17 protein-coding genes are annotated in these 23,851 nt (G+C 64.9%); 15 read left to right on the plus strand and 2 right to left on the minus strand.

The annotated features are described in order from the left end of the window. Positions 1–85: 85 nt before the first annotated feature. Positions 86–307 carry a hypothetical protein gene (locus E5K02_RS04080; protein WP_135392327.1) on the plus strand — a complete coding sequence of 74 codons (222 nt, stop codon included), beginning with the start codon at positions 86–88 and terminating at the stop codon, positions 305–307. A 119-nt stretch (positions 308–426) separates the two neighbouring features. On the opposite strand, the gene E5K02_RS04085 is transcribed toward E5K02_RS04080, so the two are convergent. Next, on the minus strand, positions 427–924 hold the full coding sequence (locus tag E5K02_RS04085; RefSeq protein ID WP_135392329.1) for an ASCH domain-containing protein: 498 nt from the start codon (positions 922–924) through the stop codon (positions 427–429). 403 nt (positions 925–1,327) lie between these two features. Here E5K02_RS04085 and E5K02_RS04090 point away from each other — a divergent pair, with 403 nt between their 5' ends. From E5K02_RS04090 to E5K02_RS04155, 14 genes are all read left to right on the plus strand, one after another. Further along, complete coding sequence (locus E5K02_RS04090) at positions 1,328–2,593, plus strand: hypothetical protein (RefSeq protein WP_135392331.1); 1,266 nt, start codon at positions 1,328–1,330, stop codon at positions 2,591–2,593. 290 nt (positions 2,594–2,883) lie between these two features. Then, positions 2,884–5,235 (plus strand): PAS domain-containing hybrid sensor histidine kinase/response regulator, encoded by a 2,352-nt coding sequence (locus tag E5K02_RS04095; RefSeq protein WP_135392333.1) that lies wholly within the window; start codon positions 2,884–2,886, stop codon positions 5,233–5,235. 597 nt (positions 5,236–5,832) lie between these two features. After that, positions 5,833–6,249 (plus strand): response regulator transcription factor, encoded by a 417-nt coding sequence (locus E5K02_RS04100; protein ID WP_135392335.1) that lies wholly within the window; start codon positions 5,833–5,835, stop codon positions 6,247–6,249. 101 nt (positions 6,250–6,350) lie between these two features. Further along, the gene (locus E5K02_RS04105; protein WP_135392337.1) at positions 6,351–7,229 is read left to right on the plus strand and encodes a sugar transferase; all 879 of its coding nucleotides are present in this window, start codon (positions 6,351–6,353) and stop codon (positions 7,227–7,229) included. Beyond that, a complete protein-coding gene (locus tag E5K02_RS04110) occupies positions 7,229–7,990 on the plus strand; it encodes a TolC family protein (protein ID WP_135392339.1) in 762 nt (253 codons plus the stop codon). Before E5K02_RS04105 ends, E5K02_RS04110 begins: the two co-directional genes overlap by 1 nt. After that, positions 7,987–10,266 carry a GumC family protein gene (locus tag E5K02_RS04115; protein WP_135392341.1) on the plus strand — a complete coding sequence of 760 codons (2,280 nt, stop codon included), beginning with the start codon at positions 7,987–7,989 and terminating at the stop codon, positions 10,264–10,266. The genes E5K02_RS04110 and E5K02_RS04115 overlap by 4 nt, the downstream gene beginning before the upstream one ends. 81 nt (positions 10,267–10,347) lie before the next feature. Continuing rightward, positions 10,348–11,781 carry an O-antigen ligase family protein gene (locus E5K02_RS04120; RefSeq protein ID WP_135392343.1) on the plus strand — a complete coding sequence of 478 codons (1,434 nt, stop codon included), beginning with the start codon at positions 10,348–10,350 and terminating at the stop codon, positions 11,779–11,781. Positions 11,782–11,792: 11 nt separating this feature from the next. Then, entirely contained in the window at positions 11,793–12,692 is a 900-nt protein-coding gene (locus E5K02_RS04125) for a glycosyltransferase family 2 protein (RefSeq protein WP_135392345.1), read from the plus strand. A 27-nt stretch (positions 12,693–12,719) separates the two neighbouring features. Beyond that, positions 12,720–13,928: a glycosyltransferase gene (locus tag E5K02_RS04130; protein ID WP_135392347.1), complete on the plus strand. Its 1,209-nt coding sequence runs from the start codon at positions 12,720–12,722 to the stop codon at positions 13,926–13,928. Between the two features lie 139 nt (positions 13,929–14,067). Beyond that, positions 14,068–15,273, plus strand: coding sequence for a glycosyltransferase family 2 protein (locus tag E5K02_RS04135; protein ID WP_135392349.1), 1,206 nt, complete (start codon positions 14,068–14,070; stop codon positions 15,271–15,273). Between the two features lie 27 nt (positions 15,274–15,300). Further along, complete coding sequence (locus tag E5K02_RS04140) at positions 15,301–16,188, plus strand: beta-1,6-N-acetylglucosaminyltransferase (protein WP_135392351.1); 888 nt, start codon at positions 15,301–15,303, stop codon at positions 16,186–16,188. 37 nt (positions 16,189–16,225) lie between these two features. Further along, positions 16,226–17,491 (plus strand): glycosyltransferase, encoded by a 1,266-nt coding sequence (locus E5K02_RS04145; protein ID WP_135392353.1) that lies wholly within the window; start codon positions 16,226–16,228, stop codon positions 17,489–17,491. Beyond that, positions 17,488–18,822 (plus strand): lipopolysaccharide biosynthesis protein, encoded by a 1,335-nt coding sequence (locus tag E5K02_RS04150; protein ID WP_135392355.1) that lies wholly within the window; start codon positions 17,488–17,490, stop codon positions 18,820–18,822. Before E5K02_RS04145 ends, E5K02_RS04150 begins: the two co-directional genes overlap by 4 nt. Positions 18,823–18,874: 52 nt before the next feature. Further along, positions 18,875–19,867 (plus strand): PADRE domain-containing protein, encoded by a 993-nt coding sequence (locus E5K02_RS04155; protein WP_135392357.1) that lies wholly within the window; start codon positions 18,875–18,877, stop codon positions 19,865–19,867. Positions 19,868–19,960: 93 nt separating this feature from the next. Here the strand turns inward: E5K02_RS04155 and E5K02_RS04160 are convergent, their stop codons facing one another. Then, positions 19,961–23,542, minus strand: coding sequence for a PA14 domain-containing protein (locus E5K02_RS04160; protein WP_135392359.1), 3,582 nt, complete (start codon positions 23,540–23,542; stop codon positions 19,961–19,963). Positions 23,543–23,851 lie beyond the last annotated feature (309 nt).

The raw sequence follows: 23,851 nt of genomic DNA on the forward strand, positions 1-23,851 counted from the left end.
AACAAGTCCGCCGACTCGTTTAAGAGCCTGCAATCAACCGGGGCCGGGGCTGAGTAGCCCGCCGGGTAACCGGTCTTTTTTTTCGATGACACCTTTTTCCTCCCCGTTCAGTCAGCCTTCTGTCCCGGGTTCAACTGCCACCTACACCCCGGGGGTTCCGCTACATTCGGCGTCCCGTATTGCCGCCCTGACCAACAGCCCCAGTGCTTTTGCGTCACCATTCCCGGCCGCGCCCGTATCGGCGGCCTGCGCCGTGCCTGCGCCGCTGGGCATGCCGGCCACCCCGTGCTGGCTGGCCCTGCCCTAGCCCGGGGCCTGGTCCGACCAACGGGGTTGGGGCCTGGGCTAGGGCAGATTTGCTAGGATGCAAACCCACCCCGGCCGGCCCGGAGCCGCAATGCCAGAACCCGGCCTACGCACCCAACCTCACTTAGGCGCAGCAGCCTCTTCCGGCCCCACCAACCGGAACCCGATGACCCAGACCCACTCATTGCGAAGCCAGGCCCCGGGATAAATGGAGTCGATAAGAGCCTGGAACGCTGCCCGCGCCGATCCGGCGGCCCCCGGGGCGGGCTCTACGCCTTCCGCCCGGGCTTCGGCTTCGGTGATACTCTGGAGCTGCTCGGCCCCCACCCGCACGATTTCCAGCAGCAGCTCCGGGGCTTCGAGCACGCGCAGCCGGTCGCCGGGCCGCCCAAACGGGCAGACAACCCGCTCGGGCGGCGGGGCGGCTCCCGCTGTGCGCCGCCCGAGCCGGGCCGTGTCGGCCTCCATTCCCAGGTACTGGTAGCTAAAGGGCCGCTCCTGCATCGGGAGGTGGCTGGCAAAGCGGCGGCGGGTCACGGTTTTGCGCCCTGCCCGCAGCGCAGCCACCATGGCAGCAGTAAAGGAAATGGCCCGTTCTACCGGAAGGAAAGCAGACATAGATGCAAACGTTTGTTGAAAATAGAATTTAAGCAGGGTGAGTGGTCAGCCGAAAGCCGTGTTCCGCCCAGCTACCCCCAAAATTAACAGCGGCCCGGCGGGTTGAGTATGGGCGACTAAATCGATTGAAACGCCGTATCTACGGGTTTCCGGCAGACGTCCCCCGTGGTGCTGCAGCCAAGGCGCCTAAGCTCGGCTTTACCAGCAGTATAATTATTTATATAAGAAAATTTCACCAGGCCGCCAACCGCCAACGACTGCCTACGTACCAAAGAGCTGTTAGCCAAGCCCGTGCTGCGCTTCCCCCACCGCGCCAGCCTCCTAGTACCGGCCTTGCCGGCCGCCCGCAAGCTACTCCCTTCGACTTTCCTGGTACCCTATCCCCGACCCTTGTATGGAGCGCATGGTAAAACTTGTCTTAACCAGTCAGGGCATCCTGACCATTGGCCTGCTGCTCGTATTGGCTTTGGCCCCGCACCTACCCACCAGCCTGGTACGCTGGGATGCCCTGTGGTATCGTTCCATTGAGGCGCACGGCTATTTTTTCCGGCCGGGAGGCATGAGCTCCACGGGCTTCTTTCCCTTCTTTCCGTGGGTGTGGGATATCACCCAGCTCAATGCCGTCGGCATCAGCATTTTCAATCTGGCCCTGGCGGGGGTGGCCGTGTGGCTGCTGCGGCGCTACCTGCGCCTGCGCCCCGAGGCCCTGGTGCTCTACGCGGCCTTCCCCTCCTGCATGTTTCTGTATTTGCCCTACACCGAGGCGCTGTTTTTCTTTTTCTCGAGCCTGGTGCTCATCAGCGTCGCGCACAATTTCCGCCCGGCCGGGACTTTGGCCGCCGCTTTGTTTTTGGGCAGCCTCACCCGCGTCACCTCCTTTTTCTACGTGCCCGCCCTGGCCGCGGTAGAAGTCTTCGGGTGGCTGGCCCAGCGTGAGGGCCGCCTGGTTCCCCGGCTGGGGCGCCTGGTGGGGCTGGGATTATTGCCCGCCCTGGGTTTGCTTACGGTCGTGCTCTACCAATGGTGGGAAACCGGGGTCTGGTTTGCCTTCAACAAAACCCAGCAGGCCGGCTGGGACCACCGCCTGCGCCTACCCCACCTACCCCTAACCAGCTTCGGTAACGGTGCCGTCCTGCTCGATGGGCTGGCGCTGCTGGTCGGGGTGCTGGCCGGCGGCTGGCTGCTCTACCAACTGGGGCGGGTAGGCCGGGGGCAGGGGCCTGCTCCCCGGCCCGAGGTTATTTTCGCGGCCGTTTTCGTGGCCTTATCGGCCCTGCACACCACCCTGTTTGCGCCCTTGACCAGCACCGGACAAACGTCGCTGCTGAGCCTGCACCGCTACGTCTTCTGCACCCCGTTTTTCCTGATTTTGCTCAACGAGTTCATTCCCCGCCAGGCCCTGTCGTGGCAAACCGTGGGACTGTGCCTGCTGCCCGTTGTCGGGCTGGCTGCCCTGCTGGGCATGCTCAGCACCGCTCCGTTTATTCAGCGCCCCCCGCTGCTGGGCGTGCCGGTGCCGGGGCTGTTGTGCGGGGTCTTGCTGCTGGGCTACGTGGCCCTGTGGCTGCGGGCCCACTCCCGCTGGATCCAGGTGGTGCTCTACGGGAGTAGCCTGCTGCTGCAGTTTGTCTACCTCTACACGTATGCCCTGGGACGCTGGGTGGGCTAATTTCTGCTTCGCGGGTGGTCCCGCCCACGTAGCTCCGCTATAGCCCCGCCCAGCCCGCGGCGTGGGGCTATCCGGTATGCCGACTTGCCAAATGCCCGCCGGTTTTACTACCTTATTCACCGGCTCGGGGCCAGCAGCCCTGTTCCTGACCCTGCTCCGGCCGGCGGCCAGCCCCGCTGGGCCTCTTTTTTGCCGCTCCGGCTCACGCTCTTGCCCACCCAATGCGGGCCGGCCGGGGCCCTATCGGGTCCTTTCGCTAACCTTATAGTCAGCCCAACGCTTCCTGTCCGATGAGTGCCGAAGAAGAAATCCGGGCGCTGCGCCGCCGCGTAACCGAGCTCGAAGCCCAGCTGCCCACCGCCGGTGCGGCCCTCACTCCCCCGCCTGATGTATACCACCAGTTGGTGCAGGTGGCTCCCCTGGCCCTGTACCTGTACACGCCCGACACCGGCGCTGAGCAGCAGCTTAACGACCAGCTGGCCCGGGTGCTGCATCTCGACGCTCCTGGGCCGATGCTGGGCTTGCTGCACCCGCAGGACAGGCGGCGGCTGCGCGCCCACTATGCCCTGCTCGGCCAGGACCCCGCGCGGCGGCTGCCGGCCCTGGAGTTGCGCCTGCGCACCCGGGCCGGCCGCTGGCACTGGTTCCGGGTGCAGCACACGCCCCTGTCCACCGCCTCCCGCCAGCTGCTGGGCACTTTGCTCGACATCAATGCCGACAAGGAGCACGCGGCGCGCCTGGCCCAGCAGCAGCAGTTCAGCTGGCACCAGGAACGGGAGCGGGAGCTGGTGCGGCAGGTAATCGACGCCAGCCCCAACCCTATCTATGTAAAGGATGAGGCCGGGCGGCTGATTCTGGCCAACGAAGCCTACGCCCGCCTGCACCAGCGCCGCGTGGCCGAGATGCTGAGCCAGATGCCGACCTGGCAAAGCGCCGAGCAGCAGCAGCAGGACCAGGATTTGCTGACGACGGGCACCACGCTCAGCGTGGAAGAGTGCCACCTAGGCCCCGAGGCCGTTCCGGCGTGGTATCATACCATCAAAAAGCCTTTGGGGCAACCCGACGGCACCCGGTACCTGCTCAGTATTTCCTCCAACGTGACGGCTCTGAAGCAGGCCCGCGAGGCGGCCGAGGAGTCGGCGCGGGCCAAGGAGGTGTTTCTGGCCAACATGAGCCACGAGATTCGCACCCCCATGAACGGCATTGTGGGGCTGGCCCGCCTGCTCAAAAAAACGCCCATTTCGGCCCAGCAAGCCGATTACCTGGACCTGATTCTGACCAATGCCGGCAGCCTGCTGGTGGTTATCAACGACATCCTCGACTTTGCCAAGATGGAAGCCGGCCGCCTCGACCTGGAAAGCCGGCCCTTTGACGTAGCCGACACGGTGCGCAGTGTAAGCCGCTCGTTGGCCCTGGTAGCCGAGTCGAAAGGCCTGCAGCTGCACACTTGCGTGCCCGCCGAGCCCCTGCCCGTAGTAGCCGGCGACGCTGTGCGCCTGGGCCAGGTGCTGGTCAACCTGCTCAACAACGCCATCAAGTTTACCAGCTCCGGCACCATCACCGTGAGCGTGGAGCCCGTCGGTGCGCCGGCCGAAGCGCAGCAAACCGTGCGCTTTTGCGTAGCCGACACGGGCATCGGAATCAGCCCCGAGAAGTTTGAGCAGGTTTTTCAGAGCTTTGCCCAGGCTACCAGCACCACCACCCGGCTCTACGGCGGCACGGGCCTGGGGCTGGCCATCTGCAAGCACCTGGTAGAGCTGCAGGGCGGCCACATCGGGCTCGACAGTGCGCCGGGGCGCGGCAGCCGCTTCTACGTAACGCTGACCTACCCGCTGAGCGACCAGGCCCCGGCCCCGGCCTTCGAGGCTCCGCAGGCCCTGCCCGCGGGACTGCTGCGGGGCCTGCGGGTACTGCTGGTCGAAGACAACCCGGTCAACAAGCTGCTGGCCTGCTCGCTGCTGCAGGAGTGGCAAACTGACTCGGAAGTGGCGGCCGACGGCGCTCAGGCCCTGCACTTGGCCCTGCACCAGCCCTTCGACCTGATTCTGATGGACATTCAGATGCCGCAGGTGAACGGGCTGGAGGCGACGGCCGAGCTACGCCGCACGCCGGGCCCCAACCAGTACACCCCCATTGTGGCCCTGACGGCCAACGCGCTGAAAACGGACGTGGATTCCTACCCCCACGCTGGCTTTACCGACTGGCTGGTGAAACCCTACCACGAAAACAACCTCTACCAGGTAATTGCCCGCAACACGGGCCGTACCCAGGTGCAGGAAGCCACGCTTGAAACCACCGCCGACCAGCCCGCCTACGGGTTCGAGGGCTTGGGCAAACTGGCCAACGACCCGGACTTTATTCGCAAGATGCAGCAGCTCTTTGTCGATACCGTACCCCAGCAGATGGAGGAGCTGCACACCTTGCTGCGGCAGCACGACTGGCCGGCTTCGGCCCGACTCACGCATAGCCTTAAATCGACGTTTGGCAACCTGCAGATAGCCGAGGCGCTGGCAGGAATAAAAAAAATTGAGGAGATAATTAAAAAAAATCCGGACCCTTCGCACCTCCTGCAACTCCACCGTAGCGTTCACCAAGTGACCACGCAAATGGCTGTGACTTTCACAACCCAGCTATTGGCTTGAACAATGGAAAAGCTACCACTGAAACGATTGCAATGACTTAATTTTTTGTACAAAACAAGTATTTAATATTCCTTAACATAGTCAAAATACGACCCTCTTACGGGCATAAAACTAATAAGCGTTAGTGCTTTACTAAGACCAACTGTAGTTACCCTTAAACTCAACGCACTGTGGGTTAATGCAAACCGATTCAAAAATCATTACGTAAATTGAACCGTTGCCCAAACAGTGCGCCCCCAGGCACCCCGCCTGGTGCGGACCCGTTTCGGAGTACTGCTGCCCCCGCGCTATTCCAGCTGCCGCTCCCACCAGCTGGTCTTTATCCCAGTTTTGCTCGTGGCTACCTGCCAAAGATCTGGCTAGTCCTGCTAACCGCATGCCGGGTTCACAAATAAGCTTTAATCAACATTTTTTGTAATTAAGTAAAGCTTACCTGCTCCTGCCTACCGTCGGGACCTAGCTCAGTTGCGGCTTCGACCTGCGCAGCTGGCCCCTGGGCCCTCCCATCCCACCCCTTCCCACGAGTTTCTCCCGCTGGCCGCCCAGCGGCCGGAAGAATATTGGCTAATCCGTGCAGTTGAACCAAATCTACTTTCTATGCTTCACTCCAACTCCAAGCAGTCCGCCCGCGGCCCGAAGCACCTGCTCGTCATCGACGACGAGCCCGCCATTCGCCTGATTCTGGACCACTACTTTTCCCACGACTACCGCGTGGTTCTTACCGCCAACGGGCAGGAAGCCCTGGCCTGGCTGCGGGCCGGCAATCTGGCCGAGGCCATCGTGCTCGACTACGAGATGCCCCTGATGAACGGGCTCGACTTCATCAAGCAGATCCGGGCCGACGAAGCCCACGAAAACACGCCTATTCTGGTGCTTTCCGGCACCGACGAGACCAGCAACAAGATTCTGTGCCTCAAACAGGGGGCCGACGACTACCTGGTCAAGCCCTTTAACCCGGAGGAACTGGAAATCCGGATTCAGAAGATACTGCAGCGCGTAGGGGCCAGCGCCTAGGCTCCCCGGCCGCATTCTGCTCCCACCGGGCTCTGCTATCGGAGCCATTCCCAGCCTTTTGCACCTCTCTGCCTGGTCTTACCCCCAACATCTCCCTCCGAATGGAAGCTCTCCTGAACCAACCCTATTCTCCGGCCGCCGACAAAACCCCGTTTCTGCCCCGCTGGCGCTTTGCCTGGCGGCCGGCCGCCCGCACCCGCCGCCCGCCGGCCGCCCCGGCCGCTACCGGCGGGGCCCTGCCCTGGTCGAAGCGGTTGTTTGACGTGGTGGTGGCGGCCTTGGGCCTGCTGTGCCTGCTCCCGCTGTTTGCCGTAGTGGCCCTGCTCATCAAGCTTGAGTCGCGGGGGCCGGTGTTTTACTACTCCTACCGCGTGGGCACGGGCTACCGCATCTTCCGCTTCTGGAAGTTTCGCTCGATGCGGCCCGATGCCGACCAGCTCCTGGCCTCGATGAAAGACCTGAACCAGTACCAGGCCGCCGAGCCCGACACCCTGGCCCCGGCCGCCGACGACACCTGCGCCTGCGGGCCCCAGTGCCGCAGCCAGCTGATTGACAAGCACGGCCGCCTGGTGTGCGAGCGGCAGCACCAGTTGCGCAAAAAAGCCCGCGGGGGAGCTGCCTTCATCAAGATTGCCAACGACCCGCGCATTACCCGCCTCGGGGCCTTTCTGCGCAATACCAGCTTCGACGAACTGCCCCAGCTCTGGAACGTGCTGCGCGGCGACATGAGCATCGTGGGCAACCGGCCCCTGCCCATCTACGAGGCCGAAAAGCTGACGACCGACCAGTTTGCCGCCCGCTTCGGCGCGCCCTCGGGCATCACCGGCCTGTGGCAGGTCAGCAAGCGGGGCAAGGGTACGATGTCGGAAGAGGAACGCATTGCCCTGGACGTGGAATATGCCCGCACCTACTCGCTCAAGCAGGATCTGCGCATTCTGCTGCGCACCGTACCGGCCTTGTTTCAACAGGAGAACGTCTGATGAAACAAGCTGTAGCCCTCCTCCTGCTTCTGCTGCTGGCCGGCCGGCCGGCCCCGGCCCAGAGCGTGCTGGCCCCGGCGGCGCCCACGCTGGTGGCGGCCGAGTTTTTTGCCGCCCCCGAGCTGGTGCTGCCCCGCCTCTACGAAGCGGCCATCAGCCACTCGGCCGAGGTAGCCCAGCTCGAAGCCAGCCGGGAAATTGCCAGCCAGGACCTGAAGCTGACCCGCCAGAAGCCGCTGAATATGCTGGCCCTGAGTTCGAGCTACAACTACGGCACACTGCCCTACTTCGCCGCGTCCGACGGCACGGCCCAGGTCTACCAGTTCAACCCCTTCTCGCAGGGGGCCCGGGCCCAGTACTCGGCCGGCCTGAGCGTGGTAGCGCCCCTGGACGTGCTCTTCGGCCGCCGCACCACGGTGCACCGCCAGGAGTTGGTGCTGAGCCGGGCCCAGGCCGAGCGCCAGCAGAAGGAAAGTGAAATCCGCCAGGTTGTCATCGTCCGCTACCAGGAGCTGGCCCTGGCCCGCACCGCCCTGCAACACTACCAGGACGCGCTGCAGTCGGCCAGCGTGAGCCGCAAAATAGCCGACCGGCGCTTCAAGGACGGCGAAATTCAGGTCGATGAGCAGATGGCCGCCATGGATTTCTACGGCAAGGCCCTGCTGGCCCAGGAAGAAGCTAAAAGTAAGTACCGCACCGCCCAGCTGCTTTTGGAAGAGCTGATTGGCATGCCCATCACGATGTTAATGCTCCGAAAATGACCCCACGCGACTTCCTGCGGCTGCTGCGGCGGCACTGGCTCCTGCTGCTGCTTATTCCGGCCACCACGGCGGCCTCCATTTACGTCTTTACCCGGTTTCAGCCCAAAAAATACACTTCCGACACGGTCATTTACACGGGCATTGCCTCGGGCTACAAGATTGAGGGCGGCAACAACGACAACGGCGCCGGCGGCTGGAATGCCACGGCTACGGCCTTCGACAACCTGCTGAGCTTGATCAATGCCCGCGACACCCGCCAGGAAGTATGCCTGCGCCTGCTGGCCTGGCGCCTGCTGCAGGATGCCCCGGGCACCCGCCTCCGGCCCACGCCCCCGGCCGGCCCCGACGCCGGCCTGCTAGGCCGCCTCACGGCCCGGCAAACGGCCAAAAAGGCGCAGAACTCGGCCTACGCCCAGCTGCCGGCCGCGCTGAAAGCCCGCCTGACCGGGCCCACGCTGGAGGAAACCACCCGGCGGGTGCTGGCCGCCTACGAGGCCTCGCCGACCAACCCGCTCTACCGGCTCATCAATTCCAAAGACCCGCTCTACTCGGAAGAAGCCCTGTGGCGCATTACGGCCGGGCGGGTGAAAGACAGTGACCTGATCCGGCTCGAGTACAACGCCTCCGACCCAGTGGTTGTCCAGAAAACCCTGGAGATTCTGACCCAGGTCTTCATTCGCAAGCACCAGGCCCTGTTTACGGGGCAGAACGAGTCGGTTATCGGCTACTTCAACGGGGCCGCGGAAAAAGCCCGGCAGCGCCTGCAGGCCGCCGAGCAGCGCCTGCTTGAGTTTCACCAGAAACACAATATCGTCGACTACGACAAGCAGATTGTGGCCTCCACCGAGGAGCGGCAGCTGGCCCTGGACAAGTACAACGCCCTGGAAATGCAGTACGCCGGCGCTTCCTCCACCCTGAAGTCGGTGGAAGGCACGCTGAGCAAGCGGGGCGTGTCGAACTTGAAAAGCCAGGAGATTATTCGCCTGCGCAACCAGCTCGCAGCCCTGAACAGCCAGATTTCGGAAGTGGAGCTGCTGAACCAGGCCCAGCCCAGCGCCAGCAGCAACGAGCGGCTGGCCAGCCTGCGCAGGCAGGCCACCGAGCTGTCGGACCGCATCGGCGAGACGGTGAACAGCTACTACGCCAACGCCCACTCGGCCCAGGGCGTGGCCGTGAAGGATTTGCTCAGCGACTACACCAAAAACAACCTGCTGGTGGCCGACTTGCGCAGCCAGCTGGGCCTGATGCGCCAGCAGCGCGAAGTGGCGGCCAGCCAGTACAACAAGCTCGTGCCGTTGGGGGCAGAAATCCGCAAGATCCGGCGCGAGGTAGAGGTAGCCGAGAAGGAGTACCTCTCCCAGATGGAAGGCCTCAAGCAAAGCAAGCTTTCGGAGCAGAACGGGGTGCTGGCCTCCCAGCTGCGGGTGGTCGACCCGCCCTACCTGCCCCTGGACGCGAACGGGTCCAAAACCCTGTTGCTGATGCTGGGAGGCTTTCTGGGCTCGTTTCTGCTGCTCGGGGCCGCGCTGGTTACCACTGGCATGCTGGACCAGACCCTGCAGCAGCCCGCCGTGGCCACCCGGCTCACCAAGCTGCCGGTCGTGGGTGTACTGCCCCGCACCCAGGGCCTGAGCCCGCAGCAGCTCGTGGATGCCAAGCGGGCCGAAGCCCACCTGGGCCGGCAACTGCTGCTCAAGCTGCAGCAGCGCCACCCCGACAAGCCCTACGTCATCGGGGTGCTGAGCAGCCAGAGCGGGGAAGGCAAAACGGCCGTGTGCAACTCCCTGGCCGCCAGCCTGCGCGAGATGCGCATCAAAACCCTGGCCCTGTTTCCCAATGACCATTGCATTCCGCTGCTGCCGGACGAAGACACCCGGTTTTACTCGCCGCTGCAGGGCGTTGCCCCCGGGGCTACGCTGACCGATTTTGTGGGCAAGGCCGTGCACCCCAACATGGTCGTTATCGTCGAGTTCCCGGCCTTGCTCGAATCGGCCTACCCGGCTTCGCTGCTCCAGGAACTGGATTTGCTGCTGGTAGCCGCCCGGGCCGACCGGGCCTGGCACCCGGCCGACCGCACCCTCTTCGACAACATCAAGCGTATTGCCCACGCACCCATCGAGCTGGTGCTCAACGGGGTGCTACCCGAATACGTGACCGACTTTATCGGCAAGCAGGCCCGGCCCTCACACACCCAGCCCGTGCTGCCGGCCCATCCGCCGCAGAACCTGCTGACCCCGCACCCGGCCGCGGCGCCCCCCGTGCCGAGCGAAGCCTAGCCTGCCCCTTTCTGTATCCCTGCTGATGCGCCCTGGCCTTGCCCCTGCTGGTACTGGCCGGCCTCTTACTGCCCTTCCTGCGTGAATCATCTGCTTTCTTCCTCGGCCCTGCGACCCAAACCTCTGCTGCTCCCGCTGGGCCTGCTGGCGAGCATCGTCGTGGGCTGGCTCACGGCTGGCCATGGCCCCGTGGTCGTGGGCTTGCTGATTGCGCTGGCCGTGGCCGGGCCGTTCGGGCTGGCCTTGTTTCGCCAGCCCCGCCTGGGAATCATCGGGCTGGTGGTGTACTGCTTTCTGCTCTTTATTCTGGTGCGCGAAGTGGGCGGCATTCCCTACGGCATGGCCGTCGATGCCCTGCTGGTGCTGACCTGGGTGGCCGTGGCCTTCAACCACGAGCGGTTCGACTGGCGGCGCCTGCGCAACGACCTGGGCCTGGTGACGCTGCTGTGGCTGGGCTACAACCTGCTGGAGCTGGGCAACCCCGCCGGGGCCAGCCTGGCGGGCTGGTTTCAGGAAATGCGCAGCACGGCCCTGTACTGGAGCCTGGGCGTGCCCCTGGCCATGCTGCTCTTCACCCGGCGCCAGGATCTGAACCTGTTTCTGGTACTCATCCTGGGGTTGTCGGTGCTGGGCGCCCTGAACGGTCTCAAGCAGCAGCTGCTGGGCCTTTCGCCGGGGGAACAGGCCTTTCTGGATGAAAACACGAAAACCCACCTGCTCTGGGGCAAGCTGCGGGTGTTTTCCTTCTACAGCGACGCCGGCCAGTTCGGTGCCGCCCAGGCCCATATCCTGGTCGTGGCCCTGGTGCTGGCCCTGGGCCCGTTTGCCAAGTGGCAGCGCCTGCTGCTGCTGGCCGCCGCCGGTCTGCTGCTCGTCGGCATGCTGCTTTCGGGCACCCGCGGGGCCTTGTTTGCCCTGGGCGTGGGCATAGCGGTGGCCCTGCTGATCAGCAAAAACATCAAGGCCCTGGTGCTGGGCGGCCTGCTGGCCCTGGGCTGCTTCGGGGTGCTCAAGTACACCACCATCGGCAACCAGAACTACAGCATCTACCGCCTGCGCACCGCCCTCGACCCCCAGGATGCCTCCCTGAACGTGCGCCTGCGCAACCAGCTGGCCCTGCGCGACTACCTCAGCAGCCGGCCCTTCGGGGGCGGGGTAGGCTCCATCGGCAACACCGGCATTCACTACAACGCCGGCCAGTACCTGGCGACCATTCCGCCCGACTCCTACTGGGTGAAGGTATGGGCCATGTACGGCATCGTGGGCTTCGTGCTCTGGCTGGGCATCATGCTCTACATCCTGGGCAAGTGCTGCGGCATCGTGTGGCGCATCCGCGACAAACAACTCAAAGTCAAGCTCCTGGCCCTTACGGCCGGCTTTGCCGGCAGCCTGGTCTGCAGCTACGGCAACGAGGTCATCAACTTCATGCCCTCGGCCCTGATCGTGTACCTGACCTGGGCCTTCGTCTTTGCCGGCCCCCGGCTCGACCGGCCCGCCCAACAAGCTACCTCCTAACCGATTCTGCTATGGCTACGCCGCTGGTTTCCATCATTTCCATCAACTACAACCAGGCCCAGGTGACCTGCGAAATGCTGGCTTCCCTGCGCCAGATTACCTATCCACGGGTGGAAATTCTGGTTGTCGACAACGCCTCGCCCACCGACGACCCGGGCATCATTGCCGAGCGGTTCCCGGAAGTACAGCTGATTCGCTCGGCCGAAAACCTGGGCTTTGCCGGGGGCAACAACCTGGGTATCGCCCAGGCCCAGGGCGACTACCTGCTGTTTCTCAACAACGACACGGAGGTTGCGCCCGACTTTCTGGAGCCCCTGGTCGAGCTCTTTGAGCAGAACCCGCGGGCCGGGGTGGCCTCGCCCAAAATCCTCTTCCACGACTCGGGCGACCTTATTCAGTACGCCGGCTCGCGGGGCATCAATACCTGGACGGGGCGCAGCATCACCATCGGCCAGCTCGAGCCCGACTGCGGGCAGCACAACCGTTCGGCTGAGACCGAGCTGGCCGACGGGGCCGCCATGATGGTGCCCCGCCGGGTGGTAGAAGCCGTGGGCCGCATGCCCGAGCTTTACTTTCTCTACTACGAAGAGCTGGACTGGTGCGAGATGATCAAGCGCGCCGGCTACCGCTGCCACTACGTGGCCGAGTCGACGGTGTACCACAAGGAGTCGATGTCGGTGGGCAAGGCCTCGGTGCTGAAAACCTACTACATGAACCGCAACCGCCTGCTCTTTATCCGGCGCAACAGCGCGGGCTGGGCCCGCCTGACCAGCATTCTGGTGTTTGTGGCGGCGGCCCTGCCCAAGAAGGCCGTGCAGTTTTCCCTGCACCGCGAGTGGCAGCACCTGCTGGCCCTGGGCCGGGGCCTGCGCTGGAACCTGCAGCACCCGAAGCTGACCGACCTGCGCTGATTCTTCCTGGCTTTTATCCCGACTTCTATGGCCTTGCTTGCTACCCTTCTCAACGCCTTGCTCTACGCGGTGGGCGCCTTTCTGCTGCTCAACTGCCTGTATCTGCTGTTTTTTGCCGTGGCCGGCCACCGGCCGGTGCGCCTGCCGTTTCTGACCCAAGCCCCGGTGGCCCCGGCCCGGCGCCTGTGCGTCCTGATTCCGGCCTACCGCGCCGACGCGGTGATTCTGGAAACGGCCCGCGCGGCCCTGCACCACGCCTACGCCGGCCCCAAAGACGTAGTAGTGGTAGCCGACGGCCTACAACCGGCCACGCTGCAGCACCTGCGGCAGCTGGGCGCCCAGGTGGTAGAGGTGCAGTTTGAGCGCAGCACCAAAGGCAAGGCCCTGCTCCACGCCCTGACGGTGCTGCCCGCCCCCTGCTACGACGTGGCCCTGGTGCTCGACGCGGACAACCTGATGGCCCCGGGCTGCCTGGACAGCATCAATGCCGCCTTCGGGGCCGGCTACAAGGTGGTGCAAACCCACCGCACGGCCAAAAACCAGAACACGGCCTTTGCCCTGCTCGACGCCTGCAACGAGGAAATCAACAACCACCTCTACCGCAAGGGGCCGTTTGCCGTGGGCCTGTCGGCGGCCCTGATTGGCTCGGGCATGGCCTTCGACTACGGCTACCTGCGCCAGCTGCTCTCGGGCATCGGCGAAACCGTGGGCGAAGACAAGGAAATGGACTTCCGCATTGCCCGCGACCAGCAGAAAATCTGCTACCTGGACGCGGTGCTGGTGTACGACGAGAAAATTGAGGATGCCCGGGTCTTTACCCAGCAGCGCACCCGCTGGCTGGCCTCCCAGCTGGAGTTTGTGCGCAAGTACAGCGGGGAAGGCATCCGGCAGCTGCGGCGCGGCAACGGGGAGTTTTTCAACAAGGTCGTGCAGGCCTACCTCGTGCCGCGGACGTTGCTGATTGGGGTGCTGGGCTTCTTTTTCCTGCTTTCCCTCCTCGTGCCGGCCGGGCCGCCGGTCGGGTTCTGGGCGGGCCTGCTGCTGGGGCTGGCCGCCACCCTGCTGGGCTCGTTGCCGGCCCGCCTCTACAACCGGCAGCTGCTGGCCGCCCTGCTGCGCCTGCCCTACGCCATAGCCTGCATGGTAGTGGCCCTGCTGCGGGTGCACCGCACCAAAACCTCGTTTCTGGCCACGCCCCACAAGCTCCACGACTCTCCCCTGCAAGTTCCCAGCTAACCCCCTGCCCCCATGCCCTTCGACATCATTGCCCTGCCAGCCCTGGCCTGCCTGATCTGGGGCTTTATCCGGGGCCTGAAAGCCCGGCCCGAGGCCTAGGCCCGGCCACCCCACGCCAGCCGTTCAACCCTTTCTTGCTATGACGACACCTGTTCTCCCTTACCTTTTCTGGGCCGCCGTGGCCGTAGTGGCCTACACCTACGTGGGCTACGCGGTGCTGGCCGGCCTCTGGGCTAAAATACTGACCCTGACCCGGCCCCGGGTGGTGCGGGAGGTCTTCAAGCCCGAAGTCACGCTGATTGTGCCCTGTTACAACGAGGCCGATATACTGGAGGCCAAGATTGCCAACTGCCGGGCCCTGGCTTACCCGGCCCACCAGCTGCAGCTGCTCTTCATCACCGACGGCTCGACCGACCACTCGGCCCAGGTATTGGCCCGTCACCCCGACATCCGCCACCTGCACGCCCCGCTGCGGGCGGGCAAGTCGGCGGCCGAAAACCGAGCCCTGGAGCACGTGATTACGCCCTTCGTGGTCTTTACCGACTGCAACACCGACCTCAACCCCGGCGCGATCCGCGAGCTGGTGAAGCACTACCAGGATCCGCGGGTCGGGGCCGTGTCGGGGGAGAAAAAAATCAGGGCCCAGGGCTCGGCTCCCGGGGCCGGCGAAGGCCTGTACTGGCGCTACGAATCCTTCCTGAAGCGCTGCGATTCCCGGATTTACTCGCTCATGGGGGCGGCCGGGGAGCTGGTTTCGTTTCGCACCGAGCTGTTTGCTCCCCTGGAGCCCGACACCATCTTGGACGATTTCGTGCAGTCGTTGCGCATCGTGGAAAAAGGCTACCGGGTGGTGTACGAGCCCCGGGCCTACGCCACGGAAGACCCTTCGGTGTCGTTGGCCGAGGAATGGAAGCGCAAGGTGCGCATCTGCGCCGGCGGCTGGCAGTCCATGGTGCGCCTGCGCCGCCTGCTCAACCCGGCGGCCCAGCCCCTGGTCACGTTTCTCTACGTCTCGCACCGGGTGCTGCGCTGGAGCCTGGCCCCGCTGGCCCTGGCCGGCCTGCTGCCCCTGAGCGCCCTGCTGGCCGCCGAGCAGGGCGGCGTTTTTGCCCTGGCCCTGGCCGCGCAGGTCCTGTTTTACCTGGCCGCCTGGCTGGGCTGGGGGGCCGCCGCCACGGGCCGCACCCTCAAGCCCCTGGTCGTGCCCCTGTACTTCTGTATGATGAACGTCGCGGCCTTTGCCGGCTTCTGGCGTTTTGTGCGCAAGGCCCAGCCCGCCGCCTGGGAAAAAGCCACCCGCCGTCCCGTTTCCGCAACCCCACCCCTGACCGACCCTGCCCTATGAACCTCTCCACTTTACGCCCCGCCTCCCATGCGAATCGCTCATTTAATAATGGTGCACAAAAACCCCGCGCAGGTCGAGCGGCTGCTCCTGGCCCTGGCGCACGACGGGGCCGACTGCTACCTCCATCTGGATCTGAAAGCCGACCCGCGCGCGTTCGAGCACCTCGCCCGGCTGCCGAATGTGCACTTCACGCCCCGCCGCTTTTTCGTGCGCTGGGCCTCCTACCGCTTCACCCAGGCCATCGTCGAATGTACCCGCGACATACTGGCTACCGGTATCGGGTATGAGTTTATCAACCTGCTCAGCGGCCAGGACTACCCCCTGCGGCCCGCGGCCGAGGTACACGCCTTTCTGGCGGCCCACCGGGGCCAAAGCTTTATGGCGTTTGAGCCCGAAAACTCGCCCTGGTGGCAGCACGCCGTTTCGCGCGTGGAGCAGTACCACACCACCTACTACCGGTTTCCGGGGCAGTACCGCCTGCAGGCCCTGGTCAACGGGCTGCTGCCCAAGCGCCGCTTTCCGCTGCCCTACACCCTCTACGGCGGCCCCGACGGCTCCTGGTGGACCATCAGCGCCGAGTGCGCGGCCTACCTGGTGCAGTTTCTCGACACGCACCCGCAGCTGCAGCGCTTCAGCCGCTTCACCTGGGGCTCGGATGAGTTTCTGCCGGCCACGGTGCTGCTCAACTCGCCCTACCGCCACTGCATCATCAACGAAAACTACCGCTACATCGACTGGTCGGCGGGCGGGGCCAACCCGCGGGTGCTGACGGCGGCCGACTTCCAGCCCCTGGCCCGCGCGCCCAAGCTCTACGCCCGCAAGTTCGATATCGAGCACGACGCGCACATCCTGGACCGCATCGACCGGGAGCTGCTGCGCCGCCAGCCGCCCGAGCCGGTGTACTCGGCCGCCTGATTTCCGGGACTTCTCTTCACTTTTAACGCCCTTTTGCATGCACTCCACGCTTCACGGCCGCGACATTGTAATGGTAGGTCAGCAGCCCTGGGATACGCCCATTGGCTCGAACGCCAAGGATATTGCCCGCGAATTCAGCCGCCACAACCGGGTCCTCTACGTCAACGCGCCCCTGGACCGCAACACCCTGCTGCGCCAGCGCCACGCGGCGGCGGTGCAGGCCCGGGTGCGCGTGCTGCGGGGCCAGGCGCCGGGCCTGCAGGCCGTGGACGCCAACCTGTGGGTGCTCACCCCGGACTGCCTGCTGGAGTCTATCAACTGGCTGCCCGAGTCGGAGCTCTACTCGTTTTGCAACAAGGTGAATAACCGCCGCTTTGCCCGCCCCATCCGCCGGGCCCTGCGCGAGCTGCAGTTCCGGGATTTTCTGCTCTTCAACGACAACGACATCTTCCGCAGCTTCTACCTCAAAGAGCTCCTGGAGCCGGAAGTAAGCATCTACTACTCGCGCGACAACATGCAGGCCGTGGACTACTGGCGCAAGCACGGGCGCCGCCTCGAGCCGGCCCTTATTGCCAAGAGCGACGTGTGCGTGGCCAACTCCAGCTACCTGGCCGCTTACTGCCGGCAGTATAACTCCCGCTCGTTCGACGTGGGCCAGGGCTGCGACGCGGCCCTGCTGAGCCCCCCGCCGGCAGCCGCCCCGCCCCCCGAGCTGCGGGCCCTGCCCCGGCCCCTGCTGGGCTACGTGGGGGCCCTGGTCAGCACCCGGCTGGACCTTGAGGTGCTGCTGCACATCAGTCGGCAGCGGCCCGACTGGAGCCTGGTGCTGCTCGGGCCCGAGGACGACGCGTTTCGGGCCAGTGCCCTGCACGGGCAGGCCAACGTGCACTTTCTGGGCTCCAGGCCGCCCGAGCAGCTGGCCGCCTACGTGCAGCACTTCGACGTGTGCCTGAATCCGCAGCTGCTCAACCCGATGACCATCGGCAACTACCCGCGCAAGGTCGACGAGTACCTGGCCCTGGGCAAGCCCGTGGTAGCAACCCATACCGAGGCCATGCGCGTGTTTGCCGACCACACCTACCTGGCCGAGCGCCCAGAGCAGTACGTGGAGCTCATTGCCCGGGCCCTGGAGGAAGACAGCGCCCGGCGGCAGGCCCAGCGCCGAACCCTGGCCGCCAGCCACACCTGGGCCCACAGCGTGGAAAAAATCGGGGCGGCCGTGCAGGCCGTCTACGCCCAGCGCGCCACCCACGCCGTGCTGACCACCCAGGCCCTGCTGCACTTTAGCCAGGCCCAGGCATGAGCAACGTCTTCACCAACCGCCACGTTCTGTCCCTGGCCGGCAACGGCGTCATGGCCGTGTTCAGCGTGTTGACCTACAGCCTGCTCTACCGGTTTCTGGCGCCCGCCGACATGGGCAACTGGGTGTTTTTCCAGTTCTCCTTTCTGCTGCTCGACACGTTCCGGACGGGCCTGCTGCAAACGGCCCTCATCAAGTTTTACGCCGGTGCCGACGAGGCCCGGCAGCGCAGCGTGGCCGGGGCGGGCTGGCTGCTGGCCCTGCTGGTCACGGGCGGGTTTGGGCTGCTCAACGCCCTGGCCTGGCCCCTGATGAGTTGGTTCACGGACGCCGGCGTGCTGGTGGTGCTGCGCTGGTTTGGCCTGGCCCTGGCCCTGACGCTGCCCTTCAACGTGGCCACCTGGGTGCTGCAGGCCGAGCAGCGCTTCGACCGGATTCTCTATATCCGCCTGCTCAACCAGGGCTCGTTTATTGGGCTGATTTTCGGGGCCTTCCTGCTGGACCGCATCAACCTGCACACGGTGATGTACGCCTTTCTGCTTAGTGCCCTGCTCACGAGCGTGGTGGCCGTGGCAGCCCGCTGGAGCCGGCTGGAAAACCTGCCCTACCGCACCGGGGCCGCCGTGCGCGAAATCTTCCACTTCGGCAAGTACAGCTTTGGCACCTACCTCTGCGCCAACCTGCTGCGCAGCTCCGACACGTTTATCATCAAGTTTATGCTGGGCCCGGCGGCCCTGGCTGTCTACAACCTGCCCCAACGCCTGCTCGAAATTCTGGAAATTCCGCTGCGCAGCGGCCTGGCCACGGCCATGCCCAGCATGTCGGCCGCCGTCAACCGGCAGCGGCAGGGCGAAGTGACGGAAATTCTGCTCAAATACGCGGGCTTTCTGACCCTGCTGTTTGTGCCCGTGGCCCTGGGCGCCGGGCTGCTGGCCGAGGTGCTGGTGGGCTTGGTGGGCGGGGGCAAATACGCCGGCACCGAAGCGGCCACCATCTACCGCATCATGCTCGTGTCGGCCCTGCTGTTTCCGCTGGAGCGGTTTCTGGGCGTCACGCTCGACATCATCGGCAAGCCCCAGCTCAACCTGGTGAAGGTGCTGCTGGCCCTGGCCGTGAATGTGGGGGCCGATATCGGCTTTATCCAGCTCACGGGCAGCGTGTACGGGGCCACGCTGGCCTCGGTGGCCACCATGCTGGCCAGCACCGTGTATGGCTACGTGGTGCTCAGCCGCTACCTGCCCCTGCCGCTGGGGAGCATGCTGCCTCTGGCCCTGGAAGAAATATTGCGCCGGGGGGCCAGCCTGTTTCACAAGCTGCGGCCCAGCAAATCCTGAAGCGCCCGGCGCCGCGGCCGGGCTTTTCCTGCTCACTTTTTTTCTACCACGCATGCACTACCTGGTTTATCTTGCCTACGGGCGCGAAACCGAATACCGGCGCGCCATCTTTGCCGTGCTCAGCTTCTGGGCCCACGCTCCGTCGCCCGCCCCGGCCGCAAGGGCCATTATCTTCACCGATAATCCGGCCTACTTCCGCCCCTTTTTGGCCGGGCTGCCCGTTGAGTACGTGCCCGTAACGCCCGACGGGCTGCGGGCCATGCAGGGCCCTGCAGGCTACATTCACCGGGTCAAAATTGCCATCCTCGACGAAGTCATGCAGGCCTACCCCGGCGCCCACGTGCTGTACTGCGACTCCGACACCTTTTTCGTGGCCGATCCGGCTCCGCTGCTGCGGCGGGTGGCCGCCGGCTCCGTGTTTATGCACCAGCCCGAATACACGTTTGCCGCCGCCGTAGCAGAATACGCCGCTTTCGGGCAGGCCGAATACCCACAGCAGTTTCTGGACCTGATTGCCCGGCGCCGCTTTTCGGTGGCGGGCACCGAGGTCAGCTTCCGCCCCGAGCAGCACTCCTGGAATTCGGGGGTGCTGGGGTTGCCCGCCCCCACGGCCCCGCTGCTGGCCGACGTCTACACGCTGACGGACGCTTTTTACGCCGCCACGAAGTGGTTTACCTGCGAGCAGATAGCCTTTTCTCTGGTTTTGCAGCACCACCAGCCCCTGCACGCCTGCCAGCAGTACGTGTTTCATTACTGGGGGCAGCGCCAAAAGCAGCTGCTGGACGGGTGGCTGACGGCCCTGCTCTCCGCGGAATTTGCCGCCCTTCCGCTCCTGGCCCGCTGCCAGGCCGTGCGCCCCCTGACTAGCCGGTGGCGCCGGCAAGCCGAGTTGGATGCCATTCGGGAAGGCTCCCTGTATGCCTTCCATACCGGGCAAACCAGCGCCGGAGTGAAATACGCCGTTAAAGCCGTGCTCCAGGCCCCCTTTGATCTGTCGTTTCCCAAGCGGGTCTGGACCACGCTGCACAGCCGGGCCCGGGCCTGACCCGAGGCCGCAGCGGCCGAGCGGAAAAAATTTATTGCCTCAAAAAAAGGCCGCCGAGCACAGCTCGGCGGCCTTTTTTTGAATGGCTGGTTCTTACCGCAGCAGGGAGAGTTTCTGGGTGACGACTTTGCCTTTGGTAACGAGCTGCACGACGTACAACCCGTTGGGCAGTCCTTCACTGGCCAGGGAAAACTGCTTTTGCTCGCCGGCTCCCAGACGCCCGTCGAAGAGGCGGCGCACGAGGCGGTTCTGGGCATCTACCACCAGCACCTGCACCGCGCCGGCCGTGGGCAGGCTGACCGTTACCCGGGTTTGCTCGGCAAACGGGTTGGGGTACACGCTCAGGGCCGCCTGGCTTCCGACATGGCTGTCCGCGCCCTGGGCTGCCGTAGCGGCGGCCTGGCCGGCGGCCGGCCGGCTGGCCGGGGCCGAGAAGGGAATCAGGTGGCTCCCCGATACGGGGGCTTCCCATTGTCCGTTGGGCAGCTGCCAGCCCACGGCCACAAAGTCGCGCCCCCCGGCTTCTTTGTGCAGCACTTCGACGTAGTAGCGGCGCCCGGCCTGCAGGCTCACCGGTGTTGCCTGCTGGGTGGCGTATTTATCCCACTGCCCGTAATCGGTGTAGCCCGTGTAGCCGGCAATTCTCACCTTATGGGCCGGGTTATCATCCGGGCTCAGCCACAGTTCACAGTCGTCGTCGCCGGACAGCCGGAAGGTGTAGTTACCACTCTGGGGCGGGCAGATAAAGCCGCGCATACGGGCCCCGAAATTGTCGCCTACGTCGCGGGGACTTTCCAGCCTACTGAGCGAAGTCGTCGTGTTGGGGCTGGTCTGGGTAGGAATTGCGGCCACACTGGTGCCCCCCACACCCGTCCACTGCTCCCACTGGATAGCGCCCGTGCCGGAACACACGTTCGGGGGCGGCGGGCTGCCCCCGCCGCTGCCGGCCACGACAAACAGCGGCGTTTCCGTGACGGTCAGCGTCAGGCGGCCGCCCTGGGTGCGCACCCGCGTCAGGCTCATCGTGGGCTGGCCGGCCCGGGGCTGGTAGATGCGGGCCGAGTCGGTGCCCAGTTCCAGGGTATAGCTGGCCGTGCGTCCTTTCTCGTCGGGCACGACCAGCGCGTAGGCCGTGCTGCCGTCCTTCTGGTAGCGGTCCACCAGCGGGTCCTGGCTCTGGGTGGCTTTGTAGGTGTACTCTCCCAGCAGCTGCCCGGCCTGGCGCAGGAAGTCGGCGGCGGGCTTGGGCGTCTTGTTCTGGTTGATCAGCCCCGAGGAAGCAAACTGGGTGGTGCTCCCCGGGTTGTCGTCGTACATCTGGTAGAAAAACACCCGCTCTACTCCCCAGCGGGCATACAGCAGGGCCGTGCGCAGGGTCCAGTCGGCCTGGGTTTCCAGCACCGAGCGGTTGCCGATGGCCACGGCTTTGAGCGGGCTGCCCTGATTCACGTCGTAGCCCGTTTCGGTAATCCAGACGGGCATGCCGCCGGCGTACTGGTGGGCCATGCGCACAAAGTCGCGGGCCACCTGCGCCGCCTCCGACACCTCGGGAGCGGCCCCGCGGGTGGAGTTGCCATTCTGCGACGAGCGGGCATCATTCGAATACAGGTGGTAGTTGATAACATCCCAGCACAGGTTCACCGAGCCATCGGCCCGCAGCCCCCGAAACTCCCGGCACCAGTCGATCATACCGCGCACGTAGTCGGGCGAGGGCGAGGCCAGCCCGGCCATCACGACCTGCACCGTGGGGTCGGCATTTTTCACGCCCACGCCCGGACCCATCGTGTTTTTGTGCCCATCGTAGAAAGCCGACAGGTTGGCGGCGTATTCCCGGCCCGTCTGGTAGGCTTTGCGGCCCTTCCACCACTTGTCCCGCTCGTTTTCGCACTCGATGTAGCGAATCAGCCCCAGGCCGATCCGGGCCTGATTTACCCCGTCGCCGGGCCAGCGGGTGCTGGTCGTCACGCGCACCAGAGCAGGGTCGACGGCCGTATTGTAGCCGTAGCGCGCTATAAACTGGAAGCCTACCTTGGCCTGCTCCACGTACGAGCGAGGGTCGGCAAAGTCGCGGCCGTAGCGGACGGGTACGTTTTCCAGATCCCGCTCCGCGCCCGGGTAGGTCTCCAGCAGCCAGGGCGGCAGGGTTTTCAGGCAGGCCAGAACTTCGATGCCCTCCGCCTTGAGGCGCTGGTAGAGCACGTCGTAGTTCCAGCCCCCGCGGTGCACCGGGTTAAAGGTGTAGTTGCCTTCAGTCAGCTCCAGCTTTTCCCAATCGAGGTAGTGCCGGATGCCGGTAAAGTTCTTGGCCGCCGCCAACCGGGTTTCATCTATTTCCCAGGGCCGGTTGGGGTCTTCCAGATCCCACTCGAAGGCGTTGACTCCCAGCTGCTGCCGCAGCCTGATCTGCTTCTGCTGGGCCAGGGTTTGGGCGTCGGGCGCGGGTGGCGGGGTGCCCGGCACGTAGGAGCCGTAAAGCTCAATTTCGGTTGGATAGGCCCAGGAGGCAGTCAGCACCAGGTAGCGAATGTTGCTGATGGGCGCGGGCAGGCGCAACTCGTTGGGCCGACCAGGGTCGGGGCCCACCCACTGGTTATACTGCCCGCCGGTGAAGGAAGCTACCGGTATGCGCTGCCAGGTATCGGTGATAACCGACAAGGTCATCGGGTCCTGGGGGTTGCTGCCCTCCCCATCAAAAAAACGGAGGCTTTCCAGGCTGATGGTTTCGCCCGGGTGCAGGGGATAGTAGGCATCGAAGGTGGGCAGGATTTTGCCCCAGCCCGTGGTGGCACCCGTGCTGGTAGAACCGTCAAACAAGGCCGCAATGCCGTTGCCCACGTTGTTGAGCTGGTACCACCGGCTGGCCTCAAGCGGGATTTTCCCCGCGGTCGGGTTGCCGCCCCCACCTCCGCCCCCGGAGCCGCTGTGCACCACCAGGGTCTGGGCAGCCGTAGCCGGCTGGTAGGCCGAGGACCCGGCCTGGGTGGCCGTAATGGTCGTAGTGCCGGCCCCCGTCGGGGTGAGCTGCCACTGCCCGCCTACCTGAGCTACCGTAGCCACGCCGGCATTGGCCGAGCTGAAGAGAATGGGGGTCGCCGGGTTGGTGCTGGTGGCCGTCAGCGGCACCGCCGCTCCCCCCACTGTCAGCGCGGGCAGCGCGGCAAAGCTGATGGTTGCCGGCACCGGGTTGGAGGGCCCGCCCGAGCTGCGGCCAAACACCCGGATTTTAGCCGGCACATTGTTGCAGTACTTATGAATCACGATGGCATCGGCCCGCAGGGAACCCGCCACCGGCAGGTCCACCCACTGGTTGTACTGGGCGCCATCGAAAGTGCCGAGCAATGTGCGCTGGTTTCCACTCAGGGCGTAGAGCGTGGCCGGCCGGTCCGGGAACGCGCCCTGGTAGTCCAGCAACGACAACCGGCTGAGCTCGGTGGGCTGGCTGAGCCGCAGCGTCACATCGATATACTGAAAGTTGGCCGGCATCCAGTAGTCCTGCAGCAGGCTGGCAGGGTCGTCGTTAAGCCAGGGCGAGTAGTCCTGGCCCGTGGCCACGCTCGGGGTGGCCGACACGATTGGCACACGCTGCTCACTGGTGATTTGGCCGTAGGCCGCCCCAGTCAGCCAAGAGCATAGCAAGGCTACGGGCCAGGAGCGGCCGGATAAAAATTTCTTCATGGCATGCTGAATAGTAGGGTTTTGGTCCGCGGCTGTCCTACCTGCTCGGCAGGCAGGGAAAGGGTACGTCAGAGGCGGTGGGAGCCCAAGGAGGATCGGGGCCAAAGAGGCCAGAGCGGATACTGAAGAGCCACATGCCGAGCGGGCAGCTTAGCAACTGGCTTAAAAGGTACTATTTCCGAAACTGAGGTGTATCATCCATGCTTTCCTGCTTCTGTTCAACTTCACGCCTGATATTCGACTTTTCCCGCTCCTCGCCCAACGACAGCGAATTTACAACTCAATTCCCAACCGGCGGCAAAAAGCCGG

It is taken from the genome of Hymenobacter metallicola, assembly GCF_004745645.1.
Classification (GTDB): domain Bacteria; phylum Bacteroidota; class Bacteroidia; order Cytophagales; family Hymenobacteraceae; genus Hymenobacter; species Hymenobacter metallicola.

Bases quoted from the DNA above. Each gene is read 5' to 3' on its own strand.
- E5K02_RS04080 (WP_135392327.1), top strand. From the start codon at position 86: ATGACACCTTTTTCCTCCCCGTTCAGTCAGCCTTCTGTCCCGGGTTCA.
- E5K02_RS04085 (WP_135392329.1), bottom strand. From the start codon at position 924: ATGTCTGCTTTCCTTCCGGTAGAACGGGCCATTTCCTTTACTGCTGCC.
- E5K02_RS04090 (WP_135392331.1), top strand. From the start codon at position 1,328: ATGGTAAAACTTGTCTTAACCAGTCAGGGCATCCTGACCATTGGCCTG.
- E5K02_RS04095 (WP_135392333.1), top strand. From the start codon at position 2,884: ATGAGTGCCGAAGAAGAAATCCGGGCGCTGCGCCGCCGCGTAACCGAG.
- E5K02_RS04100 (WP_135392335.1), top strand. From the start codon at position 5,833: ATGCTTCACTCCAACTCCAAGCAGTCCGCCCGCGGCCCGAAGCACCTG.
- E5K02_RS04105 (WP_135392337.1), top strand. From the start codon at position 6,351: ATGGAAGCTCTCCTGAACCAACCCTATTCTCCGGCCGCCGACAAAACC.
- E5K02_RS04110 (WP_135392339.1), top strand. From the start codon at position 7,229: ATGAAACAAGCTGTAGCCCTCCTCCTGCTTCTGCTGCTGGCCGGCCGG.
- E5K02_RS04115 (WP_135392341.1), top strand. From the start codon at position 7,987: ATGACCCCACGCGACTTCCTGCGGCTGCTGCGGCGGCACTGGCTCCTG.
- E5K02_RS04125 (WP_135392345.1), top strand. From the start codon at position 11,793: ATGGCTACGCCGCTGGTTTCCATCATTTCCATCAACTACAACCAGGCC.
- E5K02_RS04130 (WP_135392347.1), top strand. From the start codon at position 12,720: ATGGCCTTGCTTGCTACCCTTCTCAACGCCTTGCTCTACGCGGTGGGC.
- E5K02_RS04135 (WP_135392349.1), top strand. From the start codon at position 14,068: ATGACGACACCTGTTCTCCCTTACCTTTTCTGGGCCGCCGTGGCCGTA.
- E5K02_RS04140 (WP_135392351.1), top strand. From the start codon at position 15,301: ATGCGAATCGCTCATTTAATAATGGTGCACAAAAACCCCGCGCAGGTC.
- E5K02_RS04145 (WP_135392353.1), top strand. From the start codon at position 16,226: ATGCACTCCACGCTTCACGGCCGCGACATTGTAATGGTAGGTCAGCAG.
- E5K02_RS04150 (WP_135392355.1), top strand. From the start codon at position 17,488: ATGAGCAACGTCTTCACCAACCGCCACGTTCTGTCCCTGGCCGGCAAC.
- E5K02_RS04155 (WP_135392357.1), top strand. From the start codon at position 18,875: ATGCACTACCTGGTTTATCTTGCCTACGGGCGCGAAACCGAATACCGG.
- E5K02_RS04160 (WP_135392359.1), bottom strand. From the start codon at position 23,542: ATGAAGAAATTTTTATCCGGCCGCTCCTGGCCCGTAGCCTTGCTATGC.